The following is a 20,523-nucleotide window of genomic DNA, read 5'->3' as shown; positions in this document are numbered from 1 at the left end:
GGAAGAAGGGACAAAAGCGCATTTCGATAGAACGCCGCACTCCCAATCAGCGGCCAGAAGCGCTGGAAAGCTTTTTCCAACTTGCAAGTTCCCACTTCACGCGGGGTTCTTGACGCCAGAATGAAACCGGATCGCATGGTGCGTTCCGGCGCTAATCATTGTGGCGCCCCGAAAGGTTATGCCTTGACTAATTTTGAATCGCTTGGTGTCTCCAAGCCGATCGTCGCAACCTTGTTCCAGCTCGGCATCGAAACACCGACGCCGATCCAGGAACAGGCCATCCCCCTCCTCCTCGAAGGCCGCGACCTGATCGGCCTTGCCCAGACCGGGACCGGCAAAACAGCCGCCTTCGGCCTGCCGCTCATCGAAAAGCTGCTCGCTGACGAGCGCCGCCCTGATAACCGGACGACGCGGACGCTGATCCTGGCGCCGACCCGTGAGCTGGTGAACCAGATCGCCGACAATCTGAAGAAGTTCATCCGCAAGTCGCATCTGCGCGTCAACGTCGTCGTCGGCGGCGTCTCGATCAACAAGCAGCAACTGCAGCTCGAAAAGGGCACCGACATCCTGGTCGCCACGCCCGGCCGCCTGCTCGACCTCGTCAACCGCCGCGCCATCACGCTGACGACGGTGCGTTATCTCGTGCTCGACGAGGCCGATCAGATGCTCGACCTCGGCTTCGTGCACGACTTGCGCAAGATCGCCAAGCTGGTGCCGAAGAAGCGCCAGACCATGCTGTTTTCGGCCACCATGCCGAAGGCGATCGCCGATCTCGCCGGCGAATATCTCGTCGATCCCGTGAAGGTCGAAGTCACGCCGCCCGGCAAGGCTGCCGACAAGGTCGAGCAGTATGTGCATTTCGTCGCCGGCAAGAACGACAAGACGGAACTGCTGCGCAAGTCGCTGACCGAAAACCCCGACGGCCGCGCCATCGTCTTCCTGCGCACCAAGCATGGTGCGGAGAAGCTGATGAAGCATCTCGACAATATCGGTTATTCCGTCGCCTCCATCCACGGCAACAAGAGCCAGGGCCAGCGCGAGCGAGCGCTGAAGGCCTTCCGCGACGGCAGCATCAAGACGCTAATCGCCACCGACGTCGCCGCCCGCGGCATCGATATCCCGGCCGTCAGCCACGTTTACAACTACGACCTGCCGGAAGTGCCGGATGCCTATGTCCATCGCATCGGCCGCACGGCGCGCGCCGGCCGCGACGGCATCGCTATCGCCTTCTGCGCCCCCGACGAGGCCAAGCTGCTGCGCGATATCGAGCGCCTGATGGGCATCGACATATCAGTTGCCAGCGGCGAGCCGCCGGCACATATCAGTGCCAGCGGCCCGCGCCGCGGCAACGGCAATGGCAACAACCGCAATCGCGGCGGCGGCCAGGGCCGCGGCGAAGGCCGTGACGATGCCAACCGTTCGGAACATCGCGGCAGCCGCCAGGAACGCCGCCCGCGCCGCGACGGCGAAGGCGGCGAAACCCGCGCCGGCGGTGAGGAACGCCGTGAGCGCCGTCCGCGTCCCGAGCGCCCAAGCCGCAACGCGGACTTCCGCGGCCAGCGCCGCGGCGAAGCGGCCCCGGATTTCGGCCCCGACAATGATCTGGCCTCGACCTCCGATTTCCGCCCGGCAAAGCCGCAGCGCCCCGCCCATGGCGGCAATGGCCACCACGCCAATGGGGAGCCGAGCGGTCATCACCGCGGCAACGGCCGGCACGCCCACGGCCGCCCGGCCCGCAAACACGGCGAAGATCGCGGCCCACACCAGGCCCAGGGCGGCGAACAGCGCCGCGACGGCAACGGCGGCAACCGCCGTGGCGGCAACCGCAACGGTGGCCAGCGCCGCGAACGCGCCTGAGGCGCCGATTGATTTCAAGGCGAAAAGGCCGGTGCTTCGGTCTTGAATATGAGGCCGGAGCATTGGGTGAGATGCCCCGGCCTTTTCTCAGCGTGCAGACGGCAACACCGCGACGGCAGTACTCGGTCGCGCTTCCCGTTTTCTGAACGGCCCCGGTTGAGGAGATCGAAGCCGCCTTCGCAGCACTGGCGGGAGCCTTGCAAAACAATGCGCTGTGAAGCCGCCGTCGACGGGCAGCATAACGCCGCAAAGACCGCGCCGAGAAGCCGGACCGCTTGCATCCCGGACGCTTGAGACCTAAATTGGCTCCATGCTTGACCATCCGTCCCGGCCGTTGTCGCCGTCAACCATCCCAATGGATGCCCTGAGCGAAGTCCTGCAGGACTTTCGCTTGAGTGGAGTCAACTATGGACGCTGTGAGCTCAGGCATCCATGGAGCATCGCCTTTCCGCAACAACAGCTGCTTCGTTTTCACTTCGTCAGCCAGGGTCCGTGCTGGATCCATACCGAAGCCCACGGTTGGCAGGAGTTGAACGATGGCGATCTGGTGCTGCTGCCGCAAGGCATCGCACATCGATTGGCGAGCGCGCCGGACGTTGAGGGCGACTCGCTTAAAAGCTGTCAGATTACAAATTTGGGCAGCAACGTCTGCGACGTCTTGCGGGAAGGAACGGGCGCCACTAGCACCCTCTTCTGCGGCTCCATGACTTTGGGCGCCCATGCGCTTAACCCCTTGATCGCCCTGATGCCGCCGATCATCAAGGGCTGCGACGTGGCCGGTAATGACACGATCGTAGGCCCCCTGCTGGCCGCTATGTCGGCGGAGGCGGCACAGCCCCAGATGGGAAGCGCGACGGTCTTGTCGCGTATGGCGGACTTGCTCGCAGCCCGGCTTATCCGCTGCTGGGTCAACTGCAGTGGAGCCTCCACCACCGGCTGGCTCGCCGCCATCCGCGATCCCAATATCGGTCGTGTGTTGGCGGCCATGCATAGGGATCCTGGCCATAACTGGACCCTCGAAAGCCTCGCTGGTGTGGCAGGCCAGTCGCGCTCGATCTTCGCCGAGCGCTTCAGCGCTATCTTGGGAGAAGGCGCGGCACATTATCTCGCCCGTCTGCGCATGCAGCTTGCCCGCGACTTGCTGGCGCAAAACGGCATGTCGGTTGCCGAGGTTGCCTCCCGGTTGGGCTATGAGTCCGAGGCGTCTTTCGCGCGTGCCTTCAAGCGCGTCACAAACGTTTCACCTGGGATTGTGCGTCGCACAAGTTCCGGACGAATGGATATGGATTTCGGATTTTGAGACACATATCATCCTGACAACTTCGTCTATGAAGATCTCCGAACACAGGAGATCCATCAATGACGGACACAACATCACAATTTGACGGGGCCGCAATTGGCCTGGAGACGCCTGAACCATCGGCGTGGAGCGCGGCAACCTGGTTTGCCGTTCTTTCGATGGCGGCCACCAGCTTTGCACTGGTATCTGCTGAGTTCCTGCCGGCGGGCCTGCTGACGCCAATGGCGCGCGACCTCGGCATTTCCGAAGGAACGGCCGGACAAGTCGTCACCGCCACCGCTTCCGTCGGCGCCGTGGCCGCCCTGTTGAGCAATGTTCTGATCGGCAGACTGAACCGCAAGGCGGTCTTGGTCGGTCTCAGTGCGTTGGCTGTCGGCTCTAACATACTTGCATCGTTAGCGACCGATTTTTGGCTGTTGTTGCTGGGCCGGGCTGGGTTGGGCATCGCGCTGAGCGGTTTCTGGGCGCTTTCAGTGGCCGTCGTTGCGAGGCTGGTCGGCGCAAATGCGACAGGTCGGGGCATGGCTATCGTCACCCTCGGCGTTTCGCTCGCCACGATCGCTGCCCCATCAATGGGTGCTTTGATCAGCGATTGGCTGGGATGGCGCAGCGCCATGGCAATGACAGCCGGGCTTGCCGCGCTTGCCATGCTGCTGCAGCTGCTCAGCCTGCCGACGCTCCCTACAAGCACAAGCAACAGCCTCGCCGACGTTTTCCGGCTAACGCGACGGGGCGGCATTCAACTGGGAATGCTTGCCATCCTTTTGCTGATGACCGGGCATTTTGCCGGATCGGTGTATGTGCGTCCCTTCCTAGAACAAGTGACGCTCCTTGAAACCAAATCGATCGCCCTGGCGCTGCTCGGGTTCGGCATCGCCTCCGTGATCGGCAATGTTGCCGGTGGCCGGATGGCCGACGCGAGCATCCGCATGGCACTGGCTGTCACGGCTGTATTGATGGCGTTTGCCGCACTCGCTCTGGTGCTTTGGGGCGCTCATGCCGGCGTTGCGTTTGCACTCGTCACGCTTTGGGGGTTTGCCTTCGGCATGGCGCCGGTAGTGCTGCCGACCAATCTTTCCCGCGCGGCCGCCGACGCTCTGGAGGCGGCGGGTAGCCTGATGGTCGTCTCTTTCCAGGTGGCCATCAGTATCGGCGCGGTTTTTGGCGGCTATATCGTCGACCACTACGGCGCTGTGGGACCCTTGACTCTCACCGCTGTGCTGGCTGCGTCAACGGTTGCCTTGGCGCTGCTGCAGCCCCGCAACTGATCGTTGCTTGCTGCTTGATGTGCCGAGTAGCGCTCTACGGCGCTTTGGATGTGAGGTCGTCGGCAATCGCCGGCGACCTCGGTCAGTTGAGGTTCAGGCCATCCGCTTGTTCGACATTGGCGCAGCGATCAGCCTATACGCTCGCCTGGGCCTGCTGAAGGACCCTGCGGTTTGTCATATATACGCCCGTCACGACGATCACCGTGCCCAGAATCAACGGCAGCGTCAGCCGCTCCCCGAACGCGATGAAGGCTTCGATCGCGACGGCCGGCGGCATCAGGTAGATCAGCGAAGCGGCGCGCGAGACCTGCCCGCGGCGGATGAGGTAAAGCAGCAGCCCGACACCGCCCATCGACAGGCCGAAGACCGACCAGAGAAGCGCGCCATAGGCCTGCGGGGTGCCGTCGAAATGCTGGTGTTCGAAAATCAGCGACAGCGGCAGGGTGAGGATGAGAGCGCCGACATATTGCAGCGTCGCGATGGTCCTGAGGTCGCCGGATTGCAGATGTTTCTTCTGATAAAGCGTACCGTAGGTGACGGAGCCCATGGCGATGAGGTTGATCGCCAGCGGCAGGGCGGCATGGCTGAGATCGGCCGTCGCCGGATCGAACAGCTTCGGCGAAATCGCGATGGCAATACCGATGAAGCCGAGAGCGAGGCCGACCTGTTGGGTCTTCTGCAACCGCTCGCCGACGAGAAAGGGAGCCGCCGTCGCCGTCAGCAACGGCTGCAGCGCCGCGATGATCCCAGATATGCCGGCCGGCACGCCGTTGGCGATCGCCCACCAGAGACCGGCGAGATAGAAGCCGTGCAGGAAAAAGCCGGAATAAATGGCCCGCAGCACCGTCGCCCGACTCTTCGGCCATTGGGCCTTGGTCACTAGGCAAAAGGCCAGGAAGGCCAAGGCCGACAGCGCATAACGTATCGAAAGAAAGGTAAAGGGCTCGGAATGCAGCGCCGCAAATTTCGCCACCACCCAGCCCGTGGACCAGAGGAAAACGAAGAGAGCGGGGGCAAAGCGGTCGAGGGGCATCGGGACATCTCGGGTAAAGAGTTACCGTGCTGATAGCGGCAACCGAAGGCCGCAGTCAAAGGCGAAGCGTTGATGCTTATTTGAAATTTCGCTGATGGGTGGGTGGAGAGTTACAGAATAGACATCCCGTATGGCACCCCCTCTGGCCTGCCGGCCATCTCCCCCACAAGGGTGGAGATCGACAAGCGGTTGGATCATCCGTCCCTCTCTGCTGGATCGAATAGCTCTGCCGTCGTTGTTTGGGGAAGCCAGTGCGCCCAGCCAATCTCCCCACCTATGGGGGTCCGAAGGACGGGTCGAGACCGGTGGCTCGACCCTGGGGCCGGCAGGCCAGAGGGGGTGCCGCACGGCATGCCTTCTCCTCGTCACAGGAATAAGACGTTCGAATTTGCGCCTGCACCACCAACGCATTGCGATCGACCGAAAACCAATCAAATGCTCACATTTTGCGCAATCCCGGGCGAGCAGTCATCCGCCATACCGCGCGACGCTGCTCCAAACGCCCGAATTTTCACTCTTTCCCGCACCGCAAAATCTTTTCTCCGAACTGCGCATGGTTCTTGCATTGCAATTTGCGTTGTATTCAAATGAACAAAAAAAGGGGAGCCGCACCTTTGGCATTTGATGAAATGATTACCGGGGACGAGAGCCCCCGCCCGCCTTATGAAAAATATTTCGAGTGGTACAACAGCCAAGACCGGTCGCATCTGATTGCCAAGTCCCGCGACGCGGAAAATATCTTCCGGAAGACCGGCATCACCTTCGCCGTTTACGGTCATGCCGACAGTTCCGAAAAGCTCATCCCCTTCGATATCATTCCCCGCATCATCTCCGCCCGCGAATGGCGCAAGCTCGCCCAGGGTATCGAGCAACGGGTAATCGCGCTCAACGCCTTTCTGGATGATATCTATCACAAGCAGGAGATCATCCGCGCCGGCCGCATCCCGCGCGAACTGATCGAAAACAATGTCGCCTTCCTGTCCGAGATGATCGGCTTCCGCCCGCCTGGCGGCGTCTACACCCATATCGTCGGCACCGATATCGTACGAACAGGCGAAGACCAGTTTTACGTGCTGGAGGATAATGCCCGCACCCCTTCCGGTGTCAGCTACATGCTGGAAAACCGGGAAACCATGATGCAGATGTTCCCGGAGCTCTTCCATGAGAACAAGGTGCAGCGCGTCGAGGATTATCCCTACCTCTTACGCCAAAGCCTCGCCTCGCTGGCTCCTCCCGGCTGCACCGGCAAGCCACGCGTCGCGGTACTGACTCCGGGCATCTACAATTCTGCTTACTACGAACATTCCTTCCTGGCCGACATGATGGGCGTCGAACTGGTCGAGGGCTCGGATCTGCGCGTCATCGACGGCAAGGTGAAGATGCGCACGACCCGCGGCTACGAGGCGATCGACGTGCTCTACCGCCGCGTCGACGACGACTTCCTCGATCCGCTGACATTCCGGGCCGATTCCGCCCTCGGCATTCCCGGCATCATGGATGTCTACCGCTCCGGCAACATCACCATTGCTAATGCGCCGGGCACCGGCATATCGGATGATAAGGCGATTTATTCCTACATGCCGGAGATCGTCGAATTCTATACCGGCCGCAAGGCGCTGCTCGAAAACGTCCCGACTTGGCGCTGCTCGGAAGCATCGAGCCTGAAATACGTGCTGGAGCACCTGGAAGAGCTGGTCGTCAAGGAAGTGCACGGCTCCGGCGGCTACGGCATGCTTGTGGGACCGACGGCATCGAAAAAGGAGCGCGCCGATTTCGCTGAGAAGCTGAAGGCCAAGCCGAACAATTACATCGCCCAGCCGACGCTGTCGCTCTCCACCGTGCCGATCCTCGTCAACAAGGGCATCGCGCCCCGCCATGTCGACCTTCGCCCCTATGTGCTCGTTTCCGACAAGGTCCAGATTATTCCGGGCGGGCTTACCCGCGTGGCGCTGAAGCAAGGCTCGCTGGTCGTCAATTCCAGCCAGGGCGGCGGCACCAAAGACACCTGGGTACTGGAGGACTGATGCTCGGAAGAACCGCAAACGGCCTCTACTGGATGTTTCGTTACATCGAGCGCGCCGAAAATATTGCCCGTCTTGTCGATGCCGGGCTGCGCATGTCGCTCACCCGCAGCAGCGCCGGCGACGACAACTGGGACGGCGTGCTGCAAAGTGCCGGCGTACGCGAGGCCTATGACGAGGGCCACGCCAAGCTGACCAATGCCGACGCGATCGATTATCTCCTGCGCGATCGCTCCAACCCGTCGAGCGTCATGTCCTGCATCGACTTCGGCCGCAACAATGCCCGCATGGTGCGCACCGCGCTGACGCGGGAGACCTGGGAAGCGACCAACGAATGCTGGATCGATCTGAAATCCCTGCTCGAAAAGCGCGTGAAAGCCGCCGACCTGCCTGAGGTGATCGACGTCATCAAGCGCCGCGCCGGCCTCATCCGCGGCGCCTTTCATGGCTCGACGCTCAGAAACGAGCTCTATAATTTCGCCCGCATCGGCACCTTCATCGAGCGCGCCGACAATACCAGCCGTATCCTCGACGTGAAATATTACGTCCTGCTGCCCTCGGTCTCGTCAGTCGGTTCGTCTCTCGATAACGTGCAGTGGGAGTCGATCCTGCGCTCGGTGTCCGCACACCGCGCCTATAGCTGGGCCTACGACGGCGAGTACCGGGCGATGAACATTGCCGACTTCCTTACCCTCAATGTCCAGATGCCGCGCTCGCTTGCCTATTGCTACGAGAAGATCGTCAGCAATCTCGGCTATCTCGCCCAGGATTACGAGGAGCGGCTTCCCGCCCACGATACTGCCGACGCGATCCGCACCACGCTGCAGACGCGGGCGATCCGCGACATCATGGATCAGGGCCTGCACGAGTTCCTCGAGGACTTCGTCTCACGCAACAACCAGCTCGGTGCCGAGATTTCCGACGGCTACCGGTTCTACGTTTAAGCGGATCAGCACATGAGACTGAAAATCAGCCATCTCACCGAATACCGCTACGACGAACCGGCGCAGTTCTCGCTGCAACGGCTGAGACTGACACCGCCGACAACGGCAGCCCAGAACGTGCTCGGCTGGTCCCTGAAAGTCGAGGGCGCCACCCCGGAGGTGGAATACGACGACCAGTACGGCAACCACGTCAACCTGGTCTCGCTGGAAGGCACGCAGCACGTGACGCGAATCCTCGCCGAGGGCGAGGTCGAGACCGCGGACAATAACGGCGTCACCGGCCCACATACCGGTTTCTGCCCGCTCTGGCTCTTCCTGCGCGAGACGCCGCTCACCAAAAGCGGCAAGCTGGTCAAGGAACTGGTTAAAAGCGTCAGCGGCGATAACGAGCTCGCCCGTCTGCATGCGTTGATGGCCGCCATCCACGAAACGGTCGACTACCGCCCCGGCACCAGCGACACGGCGACGACGGCGGAACAGGCGCTGGAGAAGAAAAGCGGCGTCTGCCAGGACCATGCGCACATCTTCGTCGCCGCCGCCCGCGCCCTGCAGGTGCCGGCGCGTTATGTCTCCGGCTATTTGATGATGGAAGAAAAGATCGAACAGTCGGCGACCCATGCCTGGGCCGAGGCCCATATCTCCGGGCTCGGCTGGGTCGGCTTCGATCCGGCCAACGAAATCTGCCCGGATGAACGCTATGTCCGCATCGCCTCCGGCCTCTGCTACCGCGACGCGGCCCCGATCTCGGGCATGCGTATCGGCACTCCGGGGGAAACGCTGTCCGTCACCGTGAAGGTGGAAGACAACGGGCAGATGCAAAGCCAGAGCCAGAGCTGAGCGAGGGCGGTAACGGCGTATCTATCCAGCCGCGACGACCTGGAGGTGGCCGCGCGCTCCGTAGCTGAGGATTGCCTGATCCGCCGTCAGCAACGGCACGCGATGAAATCGGGCTGTAGCCGCGATGATGCGGTCCGCGGGGTCAGCATGAAACTCGCCGGGCAGCCGGACGCTGTCTATCGCGATGGAAGGCTCGATCGGCGCGAGCTGAATCCCGGGGAGCGACAGAGCGCTGTCGATCCATCGCCCGACATCGTCGCCGAGCGCCAAGCGCCCCTTCTGCACGAGCATGGCGATTTCCCAGGGTGTGATCGCCGAAATCAGAATCCGGCTTTTGCCGGTCATCTCGTCAATGATGCCCCGGGCCTGTGAACCCAGACGCGCATCGTCCTGCATTGCCCAGACGAGGATGTGCGTATCGATGACGATCAACGGAGGGCGTCCCAATCCTCCGGCTCGAGGGCCGGAGACAGAGGATCGTCATAGCGCAATACGCTGCCCTTCATCGCGCCGATGATGCTCTTGCGTTCGCCTGTGTCGCGCGCCGGGGAAAGCACGGCAACCGGCTTGCCGCGCTTGGTGATAACGATGGATTCATCGTCGCTGCGCATCTGATCGATCAGATTCAGGCATTTCGCCTTGAATTCCGCAGCACCGATTACCTTTGACATGACCATATCTCCTGTACACTTGTACAGCATATAGCACTATATCCGCATTCAACAAGTTCGAGCGCGAACGGTTCGAAAGAAATCTTCAGCAAAAAGGCGGGGCAAAAAGCCCCGCCTCTTCGCGATTCCAGATCGGCAAGCCCTGCTCAGTGGCTGTCCTTGCCGACCGCATTTCCGCGACATCCCTTGAGGAAGTCGAGATCGGCGCCAGTATCGGCTCCTTCGACATGCTGCTGATGCAGGAAGGCATAGCCCGATGTCGGCAAGTCATGGTTCGGCTGCCATTCGGCGAGACGGCGCGCCAGTTCCTCGTCTGATATGTCGAGATGCAGGCGACGGTTCGGCACGTCGAGTTCGATCATGTCGCCGTTCTTGACGACCGCCAGCGGTCCACCGACCGCCGCTTCCGGCGAGGTGTGCAGCACGACGGTACCATAGGCCGTTCCCGACATGCGGGCGTCTGATATCCGCACCATGTCGAGGATGCCCTTCTTCAGCACCTTCGGCGGCAGGCCCATGTTGCCGACCTCGGCCATGCCGGGATAACCCTTCGGGCCGCAGTTCTTCATGACCATGACGCAATTCTCGTCGATGTCGAGATTGTCGTCGTTGATCTTCGCCTTGTAGTCGTCGATATCCTCGAACACGACGGCCCTGCCCCGGTGCACCAGGAGATGCGGCGAGGCTGCCGAAGGCTTCAGCACCGCGCCCTTCGGCGCCAGGTTGCCGCGCAGCACGACGATGCCGCCCGAAGAGGTCAGCGCCTTTTCAGCAGGCAGGATGACGTCCTCGTTCCAGTTGATGACGTCCTTGACCTCGTCCCAGACGGTTTCGCCGGAGACCGTCAACGCATCCTTGTGCAGGAGGCCCGCCTCGCCGAGGCGCTTCAGCACGACGGGCAGGCCGCCGGCATAGAAGAACTCTTCCATCAGGTATTTGCCCGACGGCATCAGGTTGACGATCGTCGGAACGTCGCGGCCGCAACGGTCCCAATCGTCGAGCGTCAGATCGATGCCGACGCGGCCGGCGATCGCCAGCAGATGGATGACGGCATTGGTCGATCCGCCGATCGCCGCATTGGTGCGGATGGCGTTTTCGAAGGCCTGCTTTGTCATGATCTCCGAGGGCTTCAGATCGTCCTTGACCATCTGCACGATACGGCGGCCGGTCAGTTGCGCCATGACCTTGCGGCGGGAATCGACGCCCGGGATTGCGGCATTGCCCGAGAGCGCCATGCCCAGCGCTTCGGCCATGGACGCCATCGTTGACGCCGTGCCCATCGTATTGCAGGTGCCCGACGAGCGGCTCATCGAAGCTTCCGCTTCGAGGAATTCGGCCTGCGTCATCTCGCCGGCCTTCACCATTTCGGAGAACTTCCACAGATGCGTGCCGGAGCCGACGCGCTCGCCGCGGAAATAGCCGTTCAGCATCGGCCCGCCGGTGACGACGATCGACGGCAGGTCGCAGGAGGCCGCCCCCATCAAGAGCGACGGCGTGGTCTTGTCGCAGCCGACGAGCAGCACACAGCCATCCATCGGCTGGCCACGGATCGCTTCTTCAACGGCCAGTGCCGCAAGGTTGCGGTACATCATCGCGGTCGGGCGGAAGGTGTTTTCCGATGCCGAGAACACCGGCACTTCGAGCGGGAAGCCGCCGGCCTCCCAGACGCCCGCCTTCACCTTCTCGGCGAGCTCTCTGAGATGACCGTTGCAGGGGGTCATATCCGACCAGGTGTTAAGGATGCCGATGACAGGCCGTCCATCGAACAGGTCGTGCGGATAACCTTGGTTTTTAAGCCAGCCGCGATGATAAATCACGTCGCGGCTCGTGCCGCCGTACCATTCCTGCGACCTCAGCCTGCGCGGCCATTCCGCTTTCTTCTTCATAATCTCTGTCCTTCAGGTGATTGCCGGGCCGCCTCGTACGGCCCGGGTCATCGGATATGTCTCAAGCCAACGTGTAGGCCGTCTTGACCACGGTAAAGAATTCGCTCGCATACTTGCCCTGCTCACGCGGGCCGTAGGACGACCCCTTGCGGCCGCCGAACGGAACGTGGAAATCGACTCCCGCCGTCGGCAGGTTGACCATGACCATGCCGGCTTCCGAATTGCGCTTGAAATGCGTCGCATGCTTCAGGCTGGTCGTGGCAATGCCGGCCGAGAGCCCGAACGGCGTGTCGTTGGCGAGGGCAAGCGCCTCGTCGTAATCCTTCGCCCGGATCACCGAGACGACGGGTCCGAAGATTTCCTCGCGCGAAATGCGCATCTGGTTGGTCGCTTCGGTAAACAGCGTCGGCTGCAGATAGAAACCGGGCGTTTCGCGCGAGATGACCTCGCCGCCGAAGGCGAGCTTGGCCCCTTCCTTTTTGCCGATCTCGATATAGTCGGTATCGGTCTTCAGCTGCCGTTCGTCGACGACCGGACCGATATGGGTGCCGGCCTTGAGCGCATTGTCAACGACGAGCGTCTTCAGCTTGTCGGTGAGCGCCGCGACGAACTTGTCGTGGATGCCTTCGGTGACGATCAGACGCGAGGAAGCAGTGCAGCGCTGGCCCGTGGAGAAGAAGCCGGAATTGGCGGCAGCCTCGACGGCGACGTTGAGGTCGGCGTCGTCGAGCACCACCATCGGGTTCTTGCCGCCCATTTCCAGCTGGAACTTGCGGTTATGCTCGATGGACGCGGCGGCGACACGTCGGCCGGTGCCGGTGGAGCCGGTGAAGGTGATGCCGTGAACATCGGGGCTTTCGAGCATGGCCTGGCCTACGACCGAGCCCTTGCCCATGACGAGGTTCAGGACGCCCTTCGGCAGCCCTGCCCTATTGAGGATGTCGACGATCGCCCAGGAGCAGGCCGGCACCAGTTCGGCCGGCTTGAAGACGATCGTGTTGCCGTAGCAGAGCGCCGGCGCGATCTTCCAGGCGGGGATGGCGATCGGGAAGTTCCACGGCGTGATGATGCCGATGACACCGAGCGCTTCGCGGGTGATCTCGACACCGATATTCGGGCGAACTGACGGGATGACCTCGCCTGCGAGCCGCAGGGCCTCGCCAGCGAAGAATTCGAAGATCTGCGAGGCGCGGATGACTTCGCCGGTCGCCTCAGGCAGCGTCTTGCCCTCTTCGCGGGCGAGCAGCGCGCCGAGTTCGTCCTTGCGGGTCATGATCTCGTCGCCGGTCTTCTTCAGGATGACGTGGCGTTCCCAAATGCCCGAGCGCGACCAGGCCGGAAAGGCGGCCTTGGCGGCGGCGATAGCGTTTCTCGTGTCTTCCGCGCTGCCGTTGGCGTAGAGGCCGACGACCTCGTTCGTATCGGACGGGTTGATGTTCTTCGTCGCGTCCGTGCCGACCCATTCGCCGGCGATCAGGTTTTGATAAATGGTCATGGGCCCAACAAGCCTCCTTTACCGTTTACAAACACGGCCGGCCGCCGACGCGGCCAGGCCTCGAAAATCAGAGTTGCTTGACAACAATCTCTTCTTCGGCCGCCACCTTCAGCGGATTGCGCAGCGGCAGGCCGAATTCGGCGACTTCGATCTCGAAGAGGTCCCCCTCTTCCGTCTTGATGCCGTCGGCAAAGGACAGCGTCGCCGTGCCGAACATATGGACATGGACATCGCCCGGAACACGGAAGAGGCCATATTTGAAATGGTGATATTCGAGGTTCGCAAAGGTGTGCGACATGTTCGCCTCACCCGACAGGAAGGGCTTTTCGAAGATCACCTTGTCGCCGCGCTTGATGCGCGAAGTGCCGCGGATATCGTCGGGCGCGGCGCCGATGCGGATTTCCGGACCATAGGCCGCCGGGCGCAGTTTCGAGTGGGCCAGATAGAGATAGTTGATCCGTTCGGTGACGTGGTCCGAAAACTCGTTCGACAGGGCAAAACCGATGCGGAACGGCGAGCCGTCCTTGGCGATGACATAGATGCCCGCCATCTCAGGCTCTTCGCCGCCGTCAAGCGCGAAGGAGGGCGAGACGAGCGGAGCACCAGGGGCAGCCGTGCCATAGCCGTTGCCCTTGTAGAACCATTCGGGCTGCACGCCCTTTTTGCCAGCCTTCGGCTTGCCGTTCTCCAGCCCCATCTTGAACATCTTCATCGAGTCGGTCAGCGTTTCCTCGGCCGCCTCGGTGGTCTTCTTGTGCATGGAATCACGAGTGGCGGCAGAGCCGAGATGGGTGAGGCCGGTGCCGGTCAGATGCAGGTGGGCGGCGTCGGGATGGGTGATCGGCGGCAGGAAGCGGCCTTCAGCATAAGCCTTCTCAAGGTCGACGGTCTCGCCGTAACCATGGGCCTCGATAACAGCGGCAAGCGACTTGCCGCCGTCGGCGGCTTCCATCGCCAGCGCATAGACGCTGCCGGCGTTGTTGACCGACCTGGCCGCGCCGCCCTGCTCGCGCACGGCGACGACGATCTCTCCGTTGGCACCCTTGATCTGGGAAATAAGCACGACTTCAATCCTTCTCGTTTCGGCGAGTTTTAGAAAAAGCTCCGCCCGTCCGGCTCCCACGGGAGCCGGAATCCATCATTCATATGACTGCGAATGCCTGGGCTGCGCTTAGGCGCTCAGCCCTTGTTCTTGTTGTAGACGTCGAAGAACACGGCGGCGAGAAGCACCGCACCCTTGACCATCTGCTGCGAGTCGGTGCCGAGACCGTGGATCGACATGCCATTGTTCATGATGCCCATGATAAGCGCGCCGATCACCGCACCCGTCACCTTGCCGACGCCGCCCTGGGCCGACGCGCCGCCGATGAAGCAGGCGGCGATGACGTCGAGCTCGAGACCGAAACCGCCCTTGGCCGTCGCCGAGTTGAGGCGCAGCGCCACGATCAGGCCGGCCAGACCGGCAAGCAGGCCCATATTGGCGAAGGTCAGGAAGGTCAGCCGCTCGGTATTGATACCGGAAAGCTTGGTCGCCTTCTCGTTGCCGCCCATGGCGTAGATGCGCCGGCCGATCGTGGTACGGCGAGTAATGAAGGCATAGGCAGCGACGAGGACGAGCATGACGAGAAGCACGTTCGGGAAGCCGCGATAGATTGACAGCTGGTAGCCGAGCCCCAGGATGGCAAGCGAGACTATGATGTTCTGGGCCAGGAAGAAGCCCATCGGTTCGACGTCATTGCCATGCTTCTCGTTCGACAGGCGCTTGCGCCAGGCCAGGTAGAAGAGAGTGACGGCGCCGACGACGGTCAGGATGATCGAGGTCGAGTTGATGCCGCCCATGTCGATGAGGTTGGGCAGGAAGCCGATGCTGATCAGCTGGAACTCCGGCGGGAACGGACCGATGCTGGTGCCGGTGCCCGATGCCGTCATCACGAACAGCGTCAGGCCACGGAAAACCAGCATGCCAGCGAGCGTGACGATGAAGGACGGGATCTTGTGATAGGCGACGAAATAGCCCTGCAGGCCGCCGACCAGCGCGCCGAGCGCCAGGCAGACGACACCCGCCAGGACATAATTGACGTGCCACTGCACCGTCATCACCCCGGCGATGGCGCCGATGAAGCCGACGACCGACCCGACGGAAAGGTCGATATGGCCGGCGACGATGACCAGCAGCATGCCGAGCGCCATGATGACGATGAAGGAGTTCTGCAGAATGATGTTGGTCAGATTGAGCGGCCTGAAGAGAACGCCACCGGTCGAGAACTGGAAGAACACCATGATCGCGATGAGTGCGATGAACATGCCGTATTCGCGGATGTTGCCGCGGATATAGTCTCCGATCGAGACGACACGCCCCTGCTCAGCGATGGGTTGATTGATCGGCGTCATTGTTTCTTCTCCCCTGAGCGCATGATAGCGCGCATGATGGTTTCCTGGCTTGCTTCTCCCTTCGGCAGTTCAGCGACGATGCGTCCTTCGTTCATCACGTAGATGCGGTCACAAGTGCCAAGCAGTTCCGGCATTTCCGATGAGATCATCAGAACGCCTTTCCCATCGGCGGCAAGCTGGTTGATGATAGTGTAGATTTCGTATTTCGCGCCGACATCGATGCCGCGCGTCGGCTCGTCCAGGATCAGGACATCGGGACCGGAAAACAGCCACTTCGACAGAACCACCTTCTGCTGGTTGCCGCCGGAGAGATTGACCGTCTCCTGGAAGATGCTCGAGGAACGGATACGCAGCTTCGACCGATAGTCGGTGGCAACCCGCGATTCCTTGACGCTGTCGATCACCGAGGCATTCGACACCGCCTTCAGATTGACGAGCGTCGTGTTGTGCAGGATCGTGTCATTGAGCACCAGGCCGAGCTGCTTGCGGTCTTCGGTGACGTAGGCGAGGCCGGCGTCGATCGCCTTGCGCACGGTGCTGACGTCGACCGGCTTGCCGTGCATCAGCGCCTCGCCCGAGACCTTGTGGCCATAGGACTTGCCGAACAGGCTCATGGCGAATTCGGTGCGCCCTGCCCCCATCAGCCCGGCGATACCGACAACTTCGCCCTTGCGAACGGTAACGTTGATATTGTGCAGGACCTGGCGGTCGCGGTGCTGCTGGTGATAGGCGTTCCAATTCCTCACTTCGAGAATGGTTTCGCCGATCGGCACCGAACGCGGGGGATAGCGGTCTTCGAGATCGCGGCCGACCATGTTGCGGATGATAATGTCTTCGCTGATCTCGTCGGCGTGACAGTCGAGCGTCTTGACGGTCATGCCGTCGCGCAGGACGGTGATCTGGTCGGCGACCTTGCGGATCTCGTTCAGTTTGTGGGAAATGATGATGGAGGTGATGCCCTGCTTGCGGAACTCCATCAGCAGGGTGAGCAGCGCATCGGAATCGCTTTCGTTGAGCGACGCCGTCGGCTCGTCGAGGATGAGCAGCTTGACGCTCTTCGACAGCGCCTTGGCGATCTCGACGAGCTGCTGCTTGCCGACACCGATGTCGGTCACCAGCGTGTTCGGAGATTCGGACAGGCCGACTTTCTTGAGCAGCTGCTTCGTGCGATTGAAGGTCTCGTCCCAGCTGATGACGCCGCTCTTGGCATTCTCGTTGCCGAGGAAAATGTTTTCGCCGATCGACAGCAACGGCACCAGCGCCAGTTCCTGGTGGATGATGACGATGCCGATTTCTTCGGAGTCCCTCAGCGCCTTGAAGTTGCGCGTCTCGCCTTCATAGACGATGTCGCCGTCATAACTTCCGGTGGGATAGACGCCCGATAGCACTTTCATCAGGGTCGATTTGCCGGCCCCGTTTTCGCCTACCAATGCGTGAATTTCACCCTTGCGAACCTTGAGGTTCACGTTCTCCAGCGCCTTGACGCCCGGGAACGTCTTGGTGATGCTCCGCATTTCGAGGATGGTATTGTCCATAGTCAAAGTTCCAGCGCCCCCAGCCCGTCAATGGATGGGTAATCATAAAATCGAAGGCCGGAACCCGCAAGCGCGAGCTCCGGCCTCCAGCTTAACTTACTTCAGCTTGTCTTCGGTGTAGTAACCGCTGTCGACGAGGATCTGCTTGTAGTTGGTCTTGTCGACGGCAACCGGCTTCAGCAGATAGGACGGAACGACCTTGACGCCGTTGTCGTAGGTCTTGGTGTCGTTGACCTCAGGCTCCTTGCCGGACATGACGGCATCGACCATGGCAACCGTGACCTTGGCGAGTTCGCGGGTGTCCTTGAAGATCGTCGAGTGCTGTTCGCCAGCAATGATCGACTTGACCGACGGGATTTCAGCGTCCTGGCCGGTGACGATCGGCAGCGGCTGAGCAGCCGTACCGTAACCAACGCCCTTCAGCGAGGAGATGATGCCGATCGAGAGGCCGTCATAGGGAGACAGGACGGCATCGACCTTGGCGTCGGTGTAGTTTGCCGAGAGCAGGTTGTCCATGCGGGCCTGGGCCGTTGCCGGATCCCAACGCAGCGTGCCGACCTTGTCCATGCCGGTCTGGCCGGACTTCACGACGAGCTTGCCCGAGTCGATGTAGGGCTGCAGGACGGACATTGCGCCATCATAGAAGAAGAAGGCGTTGTTGTCGTCCGGCGAGCCGCCGAAGAGTTCGATGTTGAACGGGCCCTTGCCGTCCTTGAGGCCGAGGCCGTCAACGATGGAGTTGGCCTGAAGAACGCCGACCTGGAAGTTGTCGAAGGTGGCGTAGTAGTCGACGTTGCCCGAATCGCGGATCAGACGGTCATAAGCGATGACCTTGATGCCGGCGTCGTGTGCCTTCTGGAGAACGTCGGACAGCGTGGTGCCGTCGATCGAAGCGATGACGAGGACCTTGACGCCCTTGGTCACCATGTTTTCGATCTGCGACAGCTGGTTCGGAATGTCGTCGTCGCCATACTGCAGGTCGGTGCCGTAACCGGCAGCCTGCAGCTGCTTGACGATGTTGTTGCCGTCGTCGATCCAGCGGGCCGAAGCCTTGGTCGGCATGGCAATGCCGACGGTGCCCTTGTCGGCGGCCATCGCCGGTGCAACGAACGAAGCGACGCCGAAGGCAGCCGCGGCCATCAATGAGATAATGGATTTCATTTCTCTCTCCCTTGTTAATAGAGCAGCGGACGAAAAATCGCCCGCCCCGAAACTGTGGCAGGTTCCGTATTGGATAGTTACTTCAGATGGTGAGAAACGAAGTAGGTCTCCTCCACGATCTCACACGTGTTGAGTGCCAACCAGCACACGGCGGCAAACTGGTATGGATTCCTATAACTGTCAAATAGAATAAGTGGTAATGTGCATAACAATTTTGGTATATCGTTAAAAAGTATTACTTTTGATGGAGCGCAGTGGGGAGGCCGCAACCATGACGATCGTTTCAGAGCCCGTTTCGATGGATCACGTCGATATCCACAGCGACAATTTTGGCGACGACAGCTTTCTCCGTTCGGGACTTAAGCTGAATCACCTGCGCATCATCGTCGCAATCGAAGATAGCGGACAGATTTCCGCAGCCGCTGATGTGCTCAACATCTCGCAGCCCGCTGCATCGCGCATGCTGTCGGAAATGGAGGCGATCACCAAGACATCGCTCTATGAACGCGTCGCCCGGGGCGTGGTGCTGACGACCTTCGGCGCGGCCCTTGCCAGACGCGCCCGCAAGATCCTGCTGGAGCTGCGCGAGGCGAGCCGCGAGATCGGCGAATTGAAGAGCGGCAAGGGCGGCCCGGTGTTCATCGGCGCGGTGACGGCGCCGGCCATGAGCCTCGTCGTGCCGGCGATCAACAGGGTGCGCAAGGCCTATCCCGGCATCGAGATCAACATCCAGGTGGAGACGAGCAATGTGCTGGCGCGCGAGCTGCTTGCGGCCCGCCACGACTTCATCATCGGCCGCATTCCCGACGACCTCAACCCACGCCTGTTCGAAGTGAAAGAGATTGGCATCGAACGCGCCTGCCTGATTGTGCGCAACCGCCATCCGCTCCTCAAAAAAAAGAAGACAAGCAGTCTTTCCGACGTCAGGGATTACGACTGGGTGTTCCAGCCGCCGGGCACGCTGCTGCGCCGCACGATCGAAGACATTTTCCTGTCGCGCGGCGTGGCGCTGCCGGAGAACATCGTCAACACCTCTTCGCTATTGCTCACCTGCGCCATCGTCTGCGAAACCGATGCGATCGCCCCCGTCGCCGTCGATGTCGCCCATTTCCTCGCCAGCCAAGGCGCCAAGGCGTCCGACGTGCGCATGCTGCCCATCGATTTCGACATCAACGTCAAGCCATACAGCCTGATCACGGCGAGAGAACGGGCGCTGCCGCCGAGCGCCAAGCTGCTCTACGACATCATCCTCGAGGAGAGCCGCAAGCAGGGCGGCTAGATGTGAGCTTTCCGGGCGACATCATGCTCCACCGATTTGATCGCAAGCCCTGCGCCATCTTGCCAGGATCTAATGCCTTCGAGAGGAAGGCGCATGCTGTTCGGACAATCAGTATTTGAATCGGTGCTCGAGCGGCTGAAGGCGGAGGAAGAACCGGCCGAAGAGGCGCAGGGGCCGGCTGCCCACCGCGTATCCGGGCTTGCCACCGGCCTCGCATTCGATGTCATGGAAGGCATTTCGGTCGCATCGCAGCGGATCGGCGAAGCATATTTCGATAATCTGGGCAGCGAGCCTGCGGCCGAGGAGGCTCCCCCGCCGGCGCCGGAACCGGTCATGCCGGACCACCTCGCCCGCATCGCCCCGGAAGATATCGCCGCCGAGCTGGCGATCGCTGCCGCCGATACCCAACAGACGCTGAACGAGAAGCGGCGCGCCTTTGCCAGGGCCAATCATCCTGACGGCGTCGCAGAGCCTTTCCGCGACAATGCCAACAGGCGCATGATGATCGCCAATCTGCTGATCGACGAGGCGATGCGCCGCCTGCCGCAAAGCTGACGCTATCTCGAACGCCGGCAAACTCCCGACGCTATGGAAGAGGGGCCGCCATCCGGCTCGATTCGAGCACGCTATATGTGCTGTTTTCCTGCGATTCAACCGGTCATCATCGTACTCAGTTCGATTCTTTCGCGCTGAGGTAGCGGATAAACCTCCTGCTTTTTGGTATCTGACATAGCGTATTTCAGGATCCTAAAGGCCATGTCTACGCCCTTTTCAGTAGGGCACAGCGCTAACTGGCGAAATTGAATGCGATACAACACGTTGTAGCATCGAGCGGTTTAAATGTT

The 20,523-nt window shown here is 61.3% G+C and carries 18 protein-coding genes; 9 read left to right on the top strand and 9 right to left on the bottom strand.

The genetic code is table 11. The annotated features are described in order from the left end of the window. Positions 1-135 precede the first annotated feature (135 nt). From HJB91_RS17675 to HJB91_RS17665, 3 genes are all read left to right on the top strand, one after another. Positions 136-1,857 (top strand): DEAD/DEAH box helicase, encoded by a 1,722-nt coding sequence (locus HJB91_RS17675; protein WP_221123077.1) that lies wholly within the window; start codon positions 136-138, stop codon positions 1,855-1,857. Between the two features lie 310 nt (positions 1,858-2,167). Then, positions 2,168-3,157: an AraC family transcriptional regulator gene (locus HJB91_RS17670; protein WP_221123060.1), complete on the top strand. Its 990-nt coding sequence runs from the start codon at positions 2,168-2,170 to the stop codon at positions 3,155-3,157. Between the two features lie 59 nt (positions 3,158-3,216). Then, positions 3,217-4,425 (top strand): MFS transporter, encoded by a 1,209-nt coding sequence (locus tag HJB91_RS17665; RefSeq protein WP_210630335.1) that lies wholly within the window; start codon positions 3,217-3,219, stop codon positions 4,423-4,425. 133 nt (positions 4,426-4,558) lie between these two features. Here the strand turns inward: HJB91_RS17665 and HJB91_RS17660 are convergent, their stop codons facing one another. Beyond that, complete coding sequence (locus HJB91_RS17660; RefSeq protein ID WP_210630333.1) at positions 4,559-5,458, bottom strand: DMT family transporter; 900 nt, start codon at positions 5,456-5,458, stop codon at positions 4,559-4,561. Between the two features lie 388 nt (positions 5,459-5,846). Between HJB91_RS17660 and HJB91_RS17655 the strand changes: the two genes are divergently transcribed. Genes HJB91_RS17655 through HJB91_RS17640 form a run of 4 tightly spaced genes read left to right on the top strand, consistent with a single transcriptional unit; the run spans position 5,847 to position 9,260 of the window. Then, positions 5,847-6,083, top strand: a complete 237-nt coding sequence (locus tag HJB91_RS17655) for a hypothetical protein (RefSeq protein ID WP_221123061.1) — start codon at positions 5,847-5,849, stop codon at positions 6,081-6,083. Then, entirely contained in the window at positions 6,073-7,482 is a 1,410-nt protein-coding gene (locus HJB91_RS17650; protein WP_041678724.1) for a circularly permuted type 2 ATP-grasp protein, read from the top strand. Before HJB91_RS17655 ends, HJB91_RS17650 begins: the two co-directional genes overlap by 11 nt. Beyond that, on the top strand, positions 7,482-8,423 hold the full coding sequence (locus tag HJB91_RS17645) for an alpha-E domain-containing protein (protein ID WP_210630331.1): 942 nt from the start codon (positions 7,482-7,484) through the stop codon (positions 8,421-8,423). The genes HJB91_RS17650 and HJB91_RS17645 overlap by 1 nt, the downstream gene beginning before the upstream one ends. Positions 8,424-8,435: 12 nt before the next feature. Then, positions 8,436-9,260 carry a transglutaminase family protein gene (locus tag HJB91_RS17640; RefSeq protein ID WP_210630329.1) on the top strand — a complete coding sequence of 275 codons (825 nt, stop codon included), beginning with the start codon at positions 8,436-8,438 and terminating at the stop codon, positions 9,258-9,260. Between the two features lie 21 nt (positions 9,261-9,281). Here the strand turns inward: HJB91_RS17640 and HJB91_RS17635 are convergent, their stop codons facing one another. From HJB91_RS17635 to chvE, 8 genes are all read right to left on the bottom strand, one after another. Then, positions 9,282-9,692, bottom strand: a complete 411-nt coding sequence (locus HJB91_RS17635) for a type II toxin-antitoxin system VapC family toxin (RefSeq protein ID WP_221123062.1) — start codon at positions 9,690-9,692, stop codon at positions 9,282-9,284. Beyond that, a complete protein-coding gene (locus HJB91_RS17630) occupies positions 9,689-9,931 on the bottom strand; it encodes a type II toxin-antitoxin system Phd/YefM family antitoxin (protein ID WP_210630325.1) in 243 nt (80 codons plus the stop codon). The genes HJB91_RS17635 and HJB91_RS17630 overlap by 4 nt, the downstream gene beginning before the upstream one ends. Before the next feature lie 146 nt (positions 9,932-10,077). Then, positions 10,078-11,817 (bottom strand): L-arabinonate dehydratase, encoded by a 1,740-nt coding sequence (gene araD, locus HJB91_RS17625; RefSeq protein WP_221155586.1) that lies wholly within the window; start codon positions 11,815-11,817, stop codon positions 10,078-10,080. Between the two features lie 61 nt (positions 11,818-11,878). Beyond that, the gene (locus HJB91_RS17620; protein ID WP_210630322.1) at positions 11,879-13,312 is read right to left on the bottom strand and encodes an aldehyde dehydrogenase family protein; all 1,434 of its coding nucleotides are present in this window, start codon (positions 13,310-13,312) and stop codon (positions 11,879-11,881) included. Between the two features lie 67 nt (positions 13,313-13,379). Then, a complete protein-coding gene (gene araD1, locus HJB91_RS17615; protein ID WP_210630320.1) occupies positions 13,380-14,375 on the bottom strand; it encodes an AraD1 family protein in 996 nt (331 codons plus the stop codon). A 116-nt stretch (positions 14,376-14,491) separates the two neighbouring features. Further along, positions 14,492-15,703: a multiple monosaccharide ABC transporter permease gene (gene mmsB / locus HJB91_RS17610; protein WP_221155581.1), complete on the bottom strand. Its 1,212-nt coding sequence runs from the start codon at positions 15,701-15,703 to the stop codon at positions 14,492-14,494. After that, entirely contained in the window at positions 15,700-17,238 is a 1,539-nt protein-coding gene (mmsA, locus tag HJB91_RS17605) for a multiple monosaccharide ABC transporter ATP-binding protein (RefSeq protein ID WP_221124315.1), read from the bottom strand. The genes mmsB and mmsA overlap by 4 nt, the downstream gene beginning before the upstream one ends. 96 nt (positions 17,239-17,334) lie before the next feature. Then, positions 17,335-18,399 (bottom strand): multiple monosaccharide ABC transporter substrate-binding protein, encoded by a 1,065-nt coding sequence (chvE, locus tag HJB91_RS17600; protein ID WP_004668889.1) that lies wholly within the window; start codon positions 18,397-18,399, stop codon positions 17,335-17,337. Between the two features lie 271 nt (positions 18,400-18,670). Between chvE and HJB91_RS17595 the strand changes: the two genes are divergently transcribed. Next, entirely contained in the window at positions 18,671-19,678 is a 1,008-nt protein-coding gene (locus HJB91_RS17595) for a LysR family transcriptional regulator (protein ID WP_221155579.1), read from the top strand. Between the two features lie 93 nt (positions 19,679-19,771). Next, positions 19,772-20,233: a hypothetical protein gene (locus HJB91_RS17590; protein WP_221124314.1), complete on the top strand. Its 462-nt coding sequence runs from the start codon at positions 19,772-19,774 to the stop codon at positions 20,231-20,233. Positions 20,234-20,523: the final 290 nt, after the last annotated feature.

The sequence above is a fragment of the Rhizobium sp. NLR10b genome (assembly GCF_019685435.1).
Taxonomy (GTDB): domain Bacteria; phylum Pseudomonadota; class Alphaproteobacteria; order Rhizobiales; family Rhizobiaceae; genus Rhizobium.
The sequence above is the reverse complement of the archived record's forward strand: the minus strand, read 5'-3'. Positions and strand labels throughout refer to the sequence as shown.

Coding starts and splice junctions, on each gene's coding strand:
- chvE (WP_004668889.1), bottom strand. CDS start 18,399: ATGAAATCCATTATCTCATTGATGGCCGCGGCTGCCTTCGGCGTCGCT.
- HJB91_RS17645 (WP_210630331.1), top strand. CDS start 7,482: ATGCTCGGAAGAACCGCAAACGGCCTCTACTGGATGTTTCGTTACATC.
- mmsB (WP_221155581.1), bottom strand. CDS start 15,703: ATGACGCCGATCAATCAACCCATCGCTGAGCAGGGGCGTGTCGTCTCG.
- HJB91_RS17620 (WP_210630322.1), bottom strand. CDS start 13,312: ATGACCATTTATCAAAACCTGATCGCCGGCGAATGGGTCGGCACGGAC.
- araD (WP_221155586.1), bottom strand. CDS start 11,817: ATGAAGAAGAAAGCGGAATGGCCGCGCAGGCTGAGGTCGCAGGAATGG.
- HJB91_RS17595 (WP_221155579.1), top strand. CDS start 18,671: ATGACGATCGTTTCAGAGCCCGTTTCGATGGATCACGTCGATATCCAC.
- HJB91_RS17670 (WP_221123060.1), top strand. CDS start 2,168: ATGCTTGACCATCCGTCCCGGCCGTTGTCGCCGTCAACCATCCCAATG.
- mmsA (WP_221124315.1), bottom strand. CDS start 17,238: ATGGACAATACCATCCTCGAAATGCGGAGCATCACCAAGACGTTCCCG.
- HJB91_RS17590 (WP_221124314.1), top strand. CDS start 19,772: ATGCTGTTCGGACAATCAGTATTTGAATCGGTGCTCGAGCGGCTGAAG.
- HJB91_RS17675 (WP_221123077.1), top strand. CDS start 136: ATGGTGCGTTCCGGCGCTAATCATTGTGGCGCCCCGAAAGGTTATGCC.
- HJB91_RS17640 (WP_210630329.1), top strand. CDS start 8,436: ATGAGACTGAAAATCAGCCATCTCACCGAATACCGCTACGACGAACCG.
- HJB91_RS17660 (WP_210630333.1), bottom strand. CDS start 5,458: ATGCCCCTCGACCGCTTTGCCCCCGCTCTCTTCGTTTTCCTCTGGTCC.
- HJB91_RS17665 (WP_210630335.1), top strand. CDS start 3,217: ATGACGGACACAACATCACAATTTGACGGGGCCGCAATTGGCCTGGAG.
- HJB91_RS17630 (WP_210630325.1), bottom strand. CDS start 9,931: ATGTCAAAGGTAATCGGTGCTGCGGAATTCAAGGCGAAATGCCTGAAT.